The following is a 13,379-nucleotide window of genomic DNA, read 5'->3' on the forward strand; positions in this document are numbered from 1 at the left end:
GCAGGATTGGGCGCATGGCGGGGGCGGGATACGTGGGGCGGTGTTTGACGCCGAAGCCGCGTGGACGGTTCCAGTCCTTCTGGATGGAGCGCGTCCTCTCGAAACGCATGCGCGTCTCCCACGCACGCACACCGGGCCTCCTCAGGGAGGCCGGCCCTCCTCGCCGCGAGCCTCTGGGGACATGCCCGTGCAAGGCACGTCACGTGCAATCTGGATGATTCATGGTGAACCGATTGAATCCGGGCACGCACCACACCGTGCGCGAGGGGGAGAGCGTCGAAAGCATTGCCTACGAATCCGGGCACGTGGGCAGGACGCTCTGGAATCACGCCGAGAACGAGCCCCTCCGGAAGGAGGGGCGTGACCCCAACGCGCTCGCGGCGGGAGACGTGCTCTACATCCCTCCGTTCCGCGAGAAGAAGGTCACCGTCAGGACCGGGGCCGTGCACAAGTTCACCCGCCGGGGCGTGCCCTCGGTGCTGCGATTTCTTCCCCTTGTCTTTGGCCAACCGATGCCTCGCACGCCCTTCACCGTCGTGGTGGAGGGAAAGGAGCTCCAGGGAAAGACCACGGACCGGGGGCTCGTGGAGTGTTTCATCCGCCCTGATGCGCCCCGCGCCACGGTATACCTGGGCGAGGAGCCCTTCCTGCTCACCTACGAGCTGGACCTGAGGATGCTCGCGCCCGTGGAGACTCCCCATGGGACGCTCACCCGCCTGCGCAACCTGGGCCTTCATGACGGCCCCATCGACAACCCTCCCGCGGACGTGCTGGAGGGAGCGCTGCGCCGCTTCCAGGAGCAGCAGGGACTTCCCACCACGGGTGAGCTGGACGCACGCACCCGCGAGACACTCCTCGCGCGCCACGGGCGCTGAGCCCCCACCGAGACCCTCTCCATGATTCAAATCTCAGCGGCCCAGAAGGGCCCCCCACCCGCGAAGCTGGTGGAGACCGCGAAGCAGGCCGCCGCGTGGCTGCTCGAATACAATCAGTTCGCGAGCACCGGACTCTCCGCGAGCCAGATCGCGAAGAACCAGGAGGAGTACCTCGCGAAACTGGAGATCAGCTCGAAGAGCTATGCGCCCAATGAGGTCAAGGCCCAGCTCGTCGCCTGTCACTACGGGAAGTGCGCGTATTGCGAGACGCGCATCATCCACAGCCACTACGGCGACGTGGAGCACTTCCGTCCCAAGAAGGGCGTCACCTTCTTCGACAAGACAGGCAAGATGGCGACCATCGCCGACGCGTATTTCTGGCGCGCCTTCGATTGGAACAACCTCTTCCTCTCCTGTGGCGTCTGCAACGAGCAGTACAAGAAGAACTATTTCGGCCTCTTGCCCAGCCTCACCGCCACCGCCGCCGAGCAACAGTACCTGGGCGTGGGCCCCCTGAAGGTTCCCACCGTCGCGGAGAAGCGACAGAGCCCCGCGAATCCCAACCTCCTCGAGCAGGCCATCCTCATCGACCCTGGAGTCGACGAACCGCGCGTCCTCATCCGCTTCGATGTTCGCAACGGGCAGGCCATGCCCAGCCCGACCATCAATCTGCTCCAGGGCGACAAGGCGCTCGCCTACGGTCGCACGGCCAAGACCATCGAGGTCCTGGGATTGAATCGGCCGGCGCTCGTCGAGGCGCGCGCCCGGCACCTCCTGAGCCTGCACCTGCTCCTGATACCCATCCTCGGCGACCTGCCGGCACTCCAGCAGTTCGTCCAGTTCGGAGCCCTGTGCGACAAGCAGAAGGACACCCTGGTTCCTCGCTCAGACCCGCTCGCCAACGTGCTCGCGCAGGCCGCGACGGCCGCCGGGAGCAACAAGGCCAGCAAGGAGGCCGTGCTGGCCTTCGGCAGGCTCGTCGCGAGCATCCAGCCCTGGGCTGAGTACACGGCGCTCTCCCTGGATGCCATCGTCACCTGGAGCATCCAGGAGTTCGAGCGCGTGCGCGCCGCGGTGACCCTGCAAGCCACGACGCAAGCCTCGGGAGGGAGCGCGAACATCGGCGCCACCCACAGCCTGGCGCCTCGGCTTCCGGCGAGCCTGTCCACGACGCTCGAAGGACAGACGCAGGACTACCGCCAGATCGTCGCGCACTACTGCAAGGACCGCTGGACCGTGGGAACCGAGGAGAAGGCGGACCAGAGCGCCATGCGGGTGGCGCTGCACGGCGAGTTGAACACGCTCATCGAGGACTACGAGGCGGCATGGAAGGAGGTCCACCACCGCGCCAAGGCCTTCAAGACCCAAGAGGCCGTGATGCGGCATGGCTTCCTCAAGGAGGAGGTGGAGAACTACCAGGAGCAGTTCGCCCGGGGCATCGAGGACGCAAGCGAGGAGCCGCTCCTGCTGGCCTGCCTCCAGAAGGTGACGGAGTCGCTCACCCCCCTCTTCAAGGAACTGCTCGCCTCCACGGACCTCGCCACGGCCCTCAAGCTCGTCACGCAGGGAAGCAAGCTGCTCCGAGTGGACATCCCGGCGTTCTATGCGCTTTGCATCAAGGACGCGGACACGAAGAAGGCGCACAGCGACCCCATGGCCCATTGGCTGAAGATGCATTCCTTCTTCGTCGAGCGGGTGGACCACACGCTCGGGAAGGCGCACATCTCCACCTTCGTGAAAGACTTCATGGAAGAAGCCCACGACAACTTCGTCGAACTCTACAACCGCTTCACGGATGTGGTGGTGAGGTATCGGCTCAACAGCCTCTACAACAAGACGGTGGAGACCCGCGCGAATCCATTGAAGCAAGCCATTCAAGCCATGATTCAGCACGTCAGGGACCACGTGGCGGGCAAACCCACGCCCACCCACGCCCCGCTCGTGGCCATTTCCCTCATCCGAATCGTTGGCTAGCGCCGAGCATCCACGGGGGCGGCGCCAGGGATGGAGCGGCGCGGCATGGGGCGCTGCTGAAGGCGCCCTCGGACGCCCGGGAGAATCCGTCACCGAGGCGGTGTAGAGGGGAGTCCACCCCACCGTGGCCTCGAGTCACGGCCGCCGCCTGAACAAAAGACAGTCAGGTGTGGAGGGGAGTCCACCCCTCATTCTCGCGAAATGACAGACATTTCCTCTCGTGCCTTGTCACGTCGCCTGATGCTATTGTCGCATGTATGCACTGGCACCTGCACTTGAAGAGCGCGGCCCTCGCGGTCGTGCTGTTCGCGATGTCCGGGCTCATCGTGCCCGACGCGCACGCGCAGCAATGTGGACCCGGGCCGACGTCGCCGGTCGATCCACCCGAGGACCAGATGAGCGACACGCGCCTGCTGCGGCGCATCGTGCTCGGACTCACGGGGACGACTCCGACCCTGGAGCAGTACGAGGCCATGGCGGCCGCGGCCTCGCCCGAGGCGCGGGCCTCACTGCTCCGCTCGACGCTCGACGAGGTGCTCGCCTCTCCGAAGTTCTATGAGCGGATGCTGCGCTTCGGACACGAGTGGATCGCCGTGGGCGCCTACACCACGGGCGCCACGGGCGACGCGTACCAGGGCGACATGTCCGGACACCTGCACCGGTGCGCCGACAACACCCTGCACCCGGGCGCGCTCTACGCGGTGAACGAATTCGCCTCGGGGGACCCGGGGCAGCAGTGCTCCGACAAGGACGGTGGCGGGAACCCCGCCGTGCCGGAAGCGCGCACCGTCGAGCCCTGGTGGGCGCCAGGCACCACGGTCCAGGTGCTGGGCAAGGCGGGCTCCGACATCAAGCAGGTCGTCGACACCACCACCGGGAAGACCTGGGACTGTGGCATCGCGAGCGGCGGCTACTACGACCCCGGGCTGCCTCGGGGCTGTGGATGCGGACCGAATCTGATGTGGTGCTCGCCGCTCGCCGGCCTGGGCTCCGCGAGCACCTCCACCCTCAATGGGCAGCGCCGCCACCCCTACGAGGAGCCCGCGCGCCTGTTCGCGCACCTGGCGTGGCATGACCGGCCGCTCTCGGACCTGGTCGTCGGCAACTACTCGGTCGGAACCAACTGGCTGCGCGCGCTGTACATCCGCTTCGGCCGGCAGATGGGCAGCGACGTGGTGGACCAGAACAGCACGTGGTGGCGGCCGGACGTGGGCAATGCCCCGCGCGACCCGATGCACCCGACGCCGGATGATCCACAGGCGTGGCGGGAGTTCGTGGTGGAGGAGCTGGAGCCCTACCACCTCTCGCTCACCCCCGACAAAACCCGCTCCGGCAGCATGGACCGCACCTATCGCTTCGACCCGCGCAAGACGAAGGACGCGCCCCTGGGCCTGCCCGCCGCCGGGGTGCTCACCATGATGGGGTCCATGTCGTCGTTTCCGCGCGAGCGCGTCCGGGCCGCGCGTTTCCTGGAGATCTTCGCCTGCCAGAACTTCTCGCCGCCTCCCGCGGACGTGCACTTCCCGCCGCTGGAGATAGACCCGGCGACGGGCGGAACGTGCCTGCACTGCCACAAGACGCTGGACCCCGCGGCCATCGCCTTCAAGCGCTGGGACTTCACGCCGTTCCCGAGCTACTACGTTCCGTGGCCCTTCATCGGGGGCATCGGCAATCAGCGCATCACCGCGGAGTGGCTGTCCGGGAAGTATCCGCACATCGGCAATGCGCCGGGCCTGCGCTGGAAGAACGCCTTCGCGCCCAACACGGTGTTGACCCCCGTCACTCCGGAGGAGCTCACGGCGAATCCGGAAGCGGTGCTGCTCGACACGATGCCGGAGTCGTACACGCTGCTGGGCGAACATGGCGATGGGACCATGGGCCCGTTGGGTTTCGGCAAGCTGCTGGTCCGCTCCGGTGAGTTCGACCGCTGCGCGGCGCGCAAGCTCTACGCGATGTTCATTGGCCGGGAGCTGAATCCGGCCACGGAGAAGGGCTTCATCGACAAACTCGCGCGGGAGTTCGTCGCGGGGGAGCGCAAGCTGCGGCCCTTCATCCGCCATCTCTTCGAACAGTCCGAGCTGCGGAGGGGCCTGTGATGCGCACACTGCGTTCGTTGCTGGGGGCCGTCGCGCTCGCGTTCGGCCTGGGGGCTTGTTTCGGGGATGTCTCGCACCCGCAGGGGGGCGATGGCACGCCGGACGGGGGCGACACCTGCGCGGCGTCGAGCGACAACGACGCGGTCCGCCTCGCGCTCGCTCCCGCGTGTGAGGGCTGCCACGTCAACGGCAACAAGCCCTTCTTCGCCTCGCTCGCCGCGTTCGAGAGCGGGCTCGTCTACAACGAGCGGTTCGTGAAGCGCGGAGACCCGGAGGGCAGCGTCCTGGTCCAGATGCTCAAGGGCACCGCGCCTGGCAGCTACGCCCAGATGCCTCCGGGCCAGCCCTACGAGCAGCTCGTCGCCAACGGCCGCGTCACGATGACCATCTCCCAGGTGGAGGCGTGGATTCGCGACCTGAAGGCGCCCCCCGCGCAATTGGAGACGCCGTCACCCGAGGAGTTCCGCGTCCGCCGGCTGTCCGCCGAGGAGATGGTGGTGAGCCTGATGGACCAGCTCGGGCTCACGCTCGAGGACTTCGTCAGCACGAGCAACCCCGACTGGCGCAACCGGGCGTACGTCGTGAACTGGGGCAAGTTCTTCATCTGGCCTGGTGACTGGTCTCCCGGCATCTCGGGCGAGTACGTCTCCGACCTGCGCACCGTCGAGCGGTTCGAGGCGCTCGGAGGCGGCAACTCCCTGGCGTACCGCAAGAAGGACACGACCTTCGGCCCCTCCGCCGGCCAGGCCCTGGTCCAGGTGTCCCAGGCCTGGTGTGGGCGCGCGGTGGACAAGCCCAACAACAAGGCGGTGCTGCGCTTCGTGACGCTCGCGGACACGTCCACGAAGAACCCGGACGCGGTGCAGAAGAACCTGCGCAACCTCTACCTGCGCATGCTGGGCCAGCCGCCCGACGACGCGGAGCTGAAGGCGCTGTACGAGCAGGTCTACCTCCCGCTCGAAGCGCAGAGCGCGCGCCTGGCCTGGGTTGGCACGTGCGCGGCGCTCATCCGTCACCCGCTGTGGATCACCTACTGAGCCGAGGACGCCATGCCGAACACTTCTCGACGCACGTTGCTCAAGTGGGCCCTCGGAGCCGGTCAGTTCGCCCTCCTCGACCGCGCGGGGCTCCTCGGCGCTGGCCTCGCGCACGCCGCGGACGCCGACGTCCCTTCACGACTGGTGGTGCTCTACGTCCCGGGCGGCTTCCGACCGGCGTATTGCTTCACGCCGATGGAGGACTCGGAGATTCCGCTCTGCGTCCCGGGGTCCTCCAACTTCAGCAGCGAGCCGGTCTTCTACGACGCGAGCAAGGTGGTGAACCTGGCGCCCGCCAACGGCGCGTACAAGCCGCTGCGGACGTGGCAGTCCTGGAATCCGCAGGACCCGGCGGCGCGCGGTACCTTCAGCCCGCTCATGTATGGCTACCAGCACTTCGCGCTGCATGAGCAGTTGAGCGTGCTGCATGGCATCGACCAGGGGACCAATGACCACGCGAGCGCCTTCATCTCCGCGATGTGCGGCGTCGCGGGCGCGGACTATCGGGCGCCGGCGATGCACTCGGTCATCGCGAACCACCTGTATGCGCGGCACCGGGAGACCCGTCCGCTGCCGTTCGTGGTGGTCGCTGGGGACCGGGGCGTTCCCTCTGGCATGGGGTTGCCCTCGCACGCCTCGCCGGTCGGTGTGCCCTCCATCGATGCGCTCAAGCCGATGCTCTCCGGAAAGGCCGCGGACAACGCCTGGTGGTCGGGGCTGGAGGCGCGCACCGAGGGCGCGGAGCTGGATGCACGGGGCACGCCCACCGGGGCCCAACTGAAGACGACGACGGTGGAGCGCTACTCCCTGGCGCGTGCGCAGCCGCTCCTGGGCCGCTCGACGGCGAAGGTGGACAACTACCTGGAGGGCCTGCATGGCTCGCTGTCGTCCGTCTCCCGCGTGCTGGCGACGGACGTGGTGTCCCTGCTGGAGGGCACCAAGGGCATCGACACGCTGAAGACGAACCGGCCCGCGTACCTGTCGAGCTACCTGAACGAGACGTTCACCTACACGTTCGGCAACGCGAACTTCCACCTCACCGGGTTGGACCCGCGCATGGACATGGCGCTGCGGTTGCTCAAGTCGGACCTGTGCACGTCAGTGCATGTCTCGCTGCGCATGGACTTCGACACGCACAGCGGCGCGGGCCATGCCTTCAGTTGCGCGCATGGTCGCGGGCTGATGGATTGTGTCGCGCGCTTCCTGGGCGAGATGAAGGCCACGCCCGCTCCGGGCAAGCCGGGCAAGACGCTGCTCGATGACACCCTGGTGTTGGTGATGAGCGAGTTCGGCCGGAGCTGGGCTTCCCGCGCGAATGACGGCAGCTACAACCTTCCGGATGACCACCACCCCTTCACCTCGGTCTTCTTCGCGGGGGGAAACGTGGCCGCGAACCGGCAGGTGGGCACGTACACGACGCGTGGGCTCGGCGTCCCGGTGGACATCATCGAGGAGACGGGGCAGACGCAGAAGCGCGTCCCCCGGTCCGCGGACGTCGTCACCACCGCGCTGCGCATCATGGGCATGGAGCCGAACGAGTTCTTCATCCCCGGTGGCTACGGCGAGGTCGTGGGGCTCCGGAAGGGGTAGCGGCGGCGGGAATCGAACCCGCAGGCAAGGTGATGGAAAACTCCAGGCAGGACGCGCTGTTACCCGCTATCGCCTTGAATCTCCTCGGGTTCGTCATCCCGCCCCGTCCCACTCCATTCCCCCGTGTGCCGCGTCCAACCCCGCTGGAGGGGCACACTGGGGGCACATTCAGCCCAACCAGGTCAAGCCGCTCACGGACGCGAGCGACCAGGGCTCGCTGGTCTCTCAGGGCTCACGAGAAGCCCGTGGGAGGCTGACGGTAGCGCGTGCCCTGGCGAGGTGTGGCTGGGGAAGAGCAGGTGGAAGCGCGCGGGTGGGAGTCCCGGCGGAGGCGGCCGGAGGGAACGGTACGAGGCGGTGAGGGACCACCTTGCCACGCTGCTGACGGAGATGTGACGTGGCTAGGGCCGGCGTGAACCAAAGGGGCTGCGCAGCCTCTTCGCCGGCCGGGCGCACCGCTCGTGCTGCCCCTTTCTGCGGCCCAGCCCTAACCCCCAATATGGCCTCTATCCCGCCTATACGTCGAGCCCTGATATGGGGCCAGGGCTTGGGGCGGTGCCGGGGGTTTGCGGGTTCGCCCCCAGGCCGAACTGCGCCCGAAGCTGTGCGACGCCTACCGGCCGGAGAACACCCGCGAGCTGCGCATCGCGACAGGAACTGCCGTTATCCTGCCTCGCGGCGCGCTCGCACAGCACACGAGCCCCGGGACAAATACCTATTTCACCTGGGTTTGTGCACTATAGGGGCAGCCCTTAGGTGCGGACCTCTGCTCCATCTTGTGGTGTCGCCTTGCAGCCATGACCATAACGACCCTCAGTCGCCGAGTGGTTAGATCGAAATTCGGGTAACTGAAAAGGCGTCGGATTATCGGTTAATATGGTCCCAGGCGAATCCCTAGAGCTTCCATGATTGAGTGGGACTATTTCTTGAGAGCCGCGAGAAGGCGATGCAGAGCACGCTCAAATTTGACAGGGCTCTTCTCCGTCCCCTCGAAGTCGGCAACAACTCGATCGCGAATCGATTGCGCAATACTGGAGTCAAGTGGAGTCCATCCCTTGAGCACGTAATCATCAAGACGAATTGGAACCAAAAGCTCTAAACCGCCACTTCGCGACTCTCTCGACAGTGCTTCTTGAATTTCGTTAAGCACGCCAGGTCGATCAAGTGAAGACCGAGAACAAATCAAGATGACGCGATCGTATTGATTTATGCCCTCATGCATCAGTCGGCGTAGTTTCACCCCGGGTTTTGCATGGGCTGGGAAAAAGAAGCTCTTGACGCCGTTTCTATGCAAAGCCTCATAAAGATTCCGTGCAAACCCCTCATCAGGCGCCCCATAACTGATGAAGGTGGTCATCATCAGCTTGAATAACTGCTTTTCGTCTAGTGAGTGGGCGGAGTCAACCATGTATTCGACAAATACATCTGGCATCTCCGTTCGTCGTAGAAAGTCCTTGAGGTTGGGAGAAAGAATCGAACGCACTATGGTTCTGTAGTCAACATGGACCCAGATAATGCGAGAATCCGGGTACTCTGCATCGCAGAATGGGCGGATGTCGCAATCGATAAACGATGCATTGCTTAACTTTGCGCCAAAGCACCGACTTCCATCAAAGCTGACATTTAAGAACCTGCTCATGAAGAGGTTGGCCTTCTCGAGCCTGCAGCGGGCGACGGCGGAATAGGTGACATCGCAAGCGTCAAGGTTGGCGCTGCGGAAATCGCAGGCGACAATCTCGGCATCATAAGTGCCGAAGCCAGTCAAATCCGCACCACGAAAGCTGACGTTTAAGAGAGAGCCCTCGCCAACGCCCATATCTCTGACGCTAGCTCGGCTGAGGTTGACCCCAGACAAGGAGTCTCCGCCTAGAATGGCGAGCCCATCGGCTTTGGCGCCCACAAAGTAGCGCTCCCCGTGTGCGTATCGATCAAGCAGCTCTTTGGCACTTTGGGGGGGCATGTACCGCTTCGCAGTGCTCATGTAGCGACACGCTATTTTTTGAGCGCTGCTAGCAAACGAAGCAGGGCTTGGTTGAATTTCGCGGGATCTGAATCCGTGCCTTCAAAATCGGCAACAACCCGGTCGCGAATTGCCTGGGCTGCGCCAGGGTCAGCTGGGCTCCATCCCTTGAAAATATAATCATCAAGACGAATTGGAATGAGATACTCTGCGCCACCGTCTCGCGCTTCTCGTGCTAGTGTTTCTTGAATTTCGTTGAGGACGCCTAGCCGAACGAGCGATGATTGGGAGCAAATTAGGATTACGCGGTCATGCTTGTTTACGCCTTCGCGCATTAGGCGATGCAGCTTTCTGCCAGGGACTGCATGCTCGGGGAAGAAGAAAGTGGTTACGCCATTGGCATGCAATGCATCATAGAGCTTTTGAGCAAAGGCCGTGTCGGGACCACCATAGCTAATGAAAGTAGTCTGCATCAAGGAGAAGAGCCCTCTCTCATCGAGTGAACGCGCACATTCCACCATATATTCAACGAACACTCCAGGCATTCCAGACCGGAGCAGGAAGTCCTTCAAGTTGACTGCGCGCAGAGACCTCATGATGGTGCTGTGATCGATGTAACTCGGGGAGAATTGCTGCACCGGAGGATCGGCTACACACAAAGAGGATATGTCGACATCAATGAACACAGAGTCGCCAAGCGAGGCAGTCGAGAATGTGCATTCCGGGAAATCAGCATGCACCACATTTGAAAATAACATGTCGACGTCAACGAGCAAGCTATGAAGGAACGTGCTCGAATAGATGCTGGCGCGATAGAGTTTCGCGCGACTTAGGTTGCAGTCCGCCAATGTAGTACGATGGAATGTCGCCCCTGAAAGCTCGGATCCTTCAAGATTGGCATTTGTGAGGAGCGAGTCGTCAAACTGAGCATCCGCCAGCACGGAGTAGCTTAAGTCGATATCGCTAAATTCGATATTGTTGAATACCGGAGCTGACAGCTTGGTGTCAGAGAAATTCCTTTCTCCTGCGTGATAGCGCATCAGCAGTTCATCGACGCTGGCGGGGGGACTGTATCCTTTTGGCATTTTACGTTTTCTTAATAGGTCGGCTGTTCTGGCTGGCCAAGCGCTCCGGCGGCGGCCCCTGAAACTACCTTCGGAGCGCCGAGAACAGTGGGTTTCGTCCTGAAGATCTCACCGTTTGTCAGTGTGACGTACGCAGTCACTGGCTTGTCGAAGTCAAAGTGCTGCGCCATTGGATCCCAGGGCAATGGTCGGTCGAAGGAGTCGTGAGGATGAAGAGGGGCAGGCAATCCATCAACACTGGCCAGCGATTTCTTGCCGACCTGCTCCATGCCGATGCCATTGATCTTGAGGGTGTGGTCTGTCCTGTTGATGGCCCGAATGAGCACAACCGAGTCGGGGGCCCGTCGTCGGCCATCCTGAGAGTACAAGTCTCTCAGGCTCACTTGCACGCCAACCATCTTGCGGGCGCGCCACCAACTAACGAACTGTGCCGCTGCAAGCGCCGTCGAAAGCACTGCACCGTATACGGCGATGATGTCAGCAACCCCCATAGTTGGCCTCCCGAGCGGAAACGCGATGCAGCTCGCACTGCCTACACAGAGGCGTAGCACCTAGTTGCAGCCACTCCAGTTTCTGGACTGGTAAAGCAGTTCACCTAGCGACATACCTCTTGCAAGGATCGGCCCTAGGGGCGCGTCTTTGGGGCATGCGCTGTCCGCAGGACAGGACGGGCGTTCTCGCCAGCGGAGCAGTCGCCCCCTGTGTCAGGGAAGATGTCGCCTCGGCTGACGTGCCGAGCTGACGACGCCCTGGGGGCGAGCGCAGGCGGTTGAAGTGCCGTACACAGACGCATTCAAGGCGCAGATGGTGAAGCGGATGATGGGCCCGAGCGCGGTGACTGCCTCGACACTGGCCCGGCAGATAGGAGTGTCCCAACCGACGTTGTCGCAGTGGTTGCGCGCGGCGAATAGGGTAGTGGGCATGACGCCCCCGTCCGACGAGAAGAAGCCCGCCCCGCCCGCTGGGCCCAAGAAGTGGACGCCCGAGGAGAAGCTGCGCGTGCTGGCGGCGGCCCAGGAGCTCAAAGGCGAGGAGTTGGGGGCGTTGCTGCGTGGAGAGGGACTGCATGAAGCGCAGCTGAGGGAGTGGCAGCAGGCGGCCGCGGGGGCGCTCTCCGGCACGGCGAGCGAGCCGCTGCCGGCCAAGGAGCGCAAGCGGCTGGCCGCCGCCGAGAAGCGGGTGAAGGAGCTCGAGCGGGAGCTGCACCGCAAGGAGAAGGCGCTAGCAGAGACGGCGGCGCTGCTGGTGCTCGAAAAAAAACTTCAGGCGATGGGGTGGGACGAGAGGCACCTGGCAGACGAGGACGACTCCGGGGACGAGAAGAGCGAGAAATGACGCTCGCCCACGTCGACGAGGCCCTGGAGAAAGGCGTGCGCCTGGAGGCCATCTGCGAGCGGCTCGGGGTGGCCCCGCGCACGATTCAACGCTGGAGGAAGCCCGCCACGGCCGAGGACCGGCGGTGCGGACCACATACCCGTCCGGCCAACCGACTGTCCGAGGTGGAGCGGCGCCGAATCCTGGCGGTGGCCAACAGTGAGGAGTTCCGGGACGCCTCGCCCAAGCAGATTGTCCCCAGGCTGGCGGACCGGGGCGAGTACGTCGCCAGCGAGGCAAGTTTCTACCGGGTGCTGCGCGAGGCGGGTCAGTTGGCCCACCGAGGCCATGCCAAGGCGCCCACGCCCAGGCCCCGGGCCGAGCACACCGCCACCGGGCCCAACCAGGTCTGGAGTTGGGATATCACCTACCTGAAGGGCCCGGTGAAGGGCGCCTTCCTCTACCTGTACCTGGTGGTGGACGTCTTCAGCCGGCGAATCATGGGCTTCGCGGTGCACGAAGAGGAGTCGTCCGAGCATGCCTCGGTCCTCATCCGCCGCTCTTGGCAGCAGGCCGGCTGCCCCGAGGGGCTGGTGCTGCATTCGGACAACGGCGGCCCGATGAAGGGCGCCACGTTGCTGGCCACCTTGCAATGGTTGGGCGTCACCCCGTCCTTCAGCCGGCCCCGCGTCTCGGACGACAACCCCTTCTCCGAAGCCCTCTTCCGCACGCTGAAGTACCGCCCCAGCTTCCCGCGGCGGCCCTTTGCGTCCGCCGAGGATGCGCACGACTGGGTGACGCGCTTCGTGGATTGGTACAACACCGAGCACCTTCACTCCGCCATCCGCTTCGTCACGCCTGACGACAGGCACTTCGGTCGCGAGGCCTCGCTGCTGGCTCGACGCCACCGGGTGTACCAGCGCGCCCAATCCCGTCACCCGGAGCGCTGGAGCCGCGTCACGCGCAACTGGACTCCCGCGGGCTCCGTCCGCCTGGGCCCCTCGCCCAGCCGCATCTCGGCCGTGCAGGAGATGAAGCGCATCGGCTGAACCCTCTCACGCGACATCTACCTTGACGCTCACCGGTCGGGTGATCGCCAGGGGAAGAGGTGCCGCAGGGCTCGGTGGGCTCGTGGCCAAAGCTCCAACCCCCGGAGCCTCTGGCCACGCATCAAGTGGCGCAAGTTCTGCTCGGTGGGGCGGGGCTTGGGATGCCGCCGCGTCCTGCTTGTGTGCGAGCTGCGCCAGGCGGCGAGTGTGAGCGGTCCGCCCTGTTCCGCCCAAGCCCCAGCTCCAGGTCCAGAAGAGCTCATGGGCGCGTGGCTAAACCAGAGTTCGTGATTCGCGATCAGGCTGGGGAGCAGGCGGGCGCGGAGGAGGCGGGAAGAGGGAGCAGGGGCACCTCTCGTTCGGCTCTGTGTGCGCAGAAGACCTGAGAGCGAGAAGGCC

8 protein-coding genes and 1 pseudogene are annotated in these 13,379 nt (G+C 64.5%); 6 read left to right on the top strand and 3 right to left on the bottom strand.

The window, feature by feature from the left end; all coding sequences use genetic code 11:
• The first annotated feature begins 221 nt into the window (after nucleotides 1–221).
• From HR086_RS48895 to HR086_RS37320, 5 genes are all read left to right on the top strand, one after another.
• On the top strand, nucleotides 222–875 hold the full coding sequence (locus tag HR086_RS48895) for a peptidoglycan-binding domain-containing protein (protein WP_174458053.1): 654 nt from the start codon (nucleotides 222–224) through the stop codon (nucleotides 873–875).
• A gap of 21 nt (nucleotides 876–896) precedes the next feature.
• A complete protein-coding gene (locus HR086_RS37305) occupies nucleotides 897–2,849 on the top strand; it encodes a hypothetical protein (protein ID WP_174463387.1) in 1,953 nt (650 codons plus the stop codon).
• Between the two features lie 257 nt (nucleotides 2,850–3,106).
• Nucleotides 3,107–4,945: a DUF1549 domain-containing protein gene (locus HR086_RS37310; protein ID WP_174468020.1), complete on the top strand. Its 1,839-nt coding sequence runs from the start codon at nucleotides 3,107–3,109 to the stop codon at nucleotides 4,943–4,945.
• A complete protein-coding gene (locus HR086_RS37315) occupies nucleotides 4,945–5,982 on the top strand; it encodes a hypothetical protein (protein WP_174458055.1) in 1,038 nt (345 codons plus the stop codon). Before HR086_RS37310 ends, HR086_RS37315 begins: the two co-directional genes overlap by 1 nt.
• A 12-nt stretch (nucleotides 5,983–5,994) precedes the next feature.
• Nucleotides 5,995–7,572 (top strand): DUF1501 domain-containing protein, encoded by a 1,578-nt coding sequence (locus tag HR086_RS37320; protein WP_174468021.1) that lies wholly within the window; start codon nucleotides 5,995–5,997, stop codon nucleotides 7,570–7,572.
• Nucleotides 7,573–8,491: 919 nt separating this feature from the next.
• Here HR086_RS37320 and HR086_RS37325 read toward each other — a convergent pair.
• From HR086_RS37325 to HR086_RS37335, 3 genes are read right to left on the bottom strand one after another with little or no spacing between them, the layout of a single operon-like run.
• Nucleotides 8,492–9,553, bottom strand: a complete 1,062-nt coding sequence (locus HR086_RS37325; RefSeq protein WP_174468022.1) for a toll/interleukin-1 receptor domain-containing protein — start codon at nucleotides 9,551–9,553, stop codon at nucleotides 8,492–8,494.
• A gap of 11 nt (nucleotides 9,554–9,564) precedes the next feature.
• The gene (locus HR086_RS37330; RefSeq protein WP_174468023.1) at nucleotides 9,565–10,617 is read right to left on the bottom strand and encodes a toll/interleukin-1 receptor domain-containing protein; all 1,053 of its coding nucleotides are present in this window, start codon (nucleotides 10,615–10,617) and stop codon (nucleotides 9,565–9,567) included.
• An 11-nt stretch (nucleotides 10,618–10,628) separates the two neighbouring features.
• A complete protein-coding gene (locus HR086_RS37335) occupies nucleotides 10,629–11,108 on the bottom strand; it encodes a hypothetical protein (protein ID WP_174468024.1) in 480 nt (159 codons plus the stop codon).
• Nucleotides 11,109–11,391: 283 nt separating this feature from the next.
• On the opposite strand from HR086_RS37335, the pseudogene HR086_RS37340 reads away from it, so the two are divergent.
• Nucleotides 11,392–12,980 (top strand): annotated as a pseudogene (locus HR086_RS37340) (IS3 family transposase).
• Nucleotides 12,981–13,379 lie beyond the last annotated feature (399 nt).

This window comes from Myxococcus sp. CA039A (assembly GCF_013336645.1).
Taxonomy (GTDB): Bacteria; Myxococcota; Myxococcia; order Myxococcales; family Myxococcaceae; genus Myxococcus; species Myxococcus llanfairpwllgwyngyllgogerychwyrndrobwllllantysiliogogogochensis.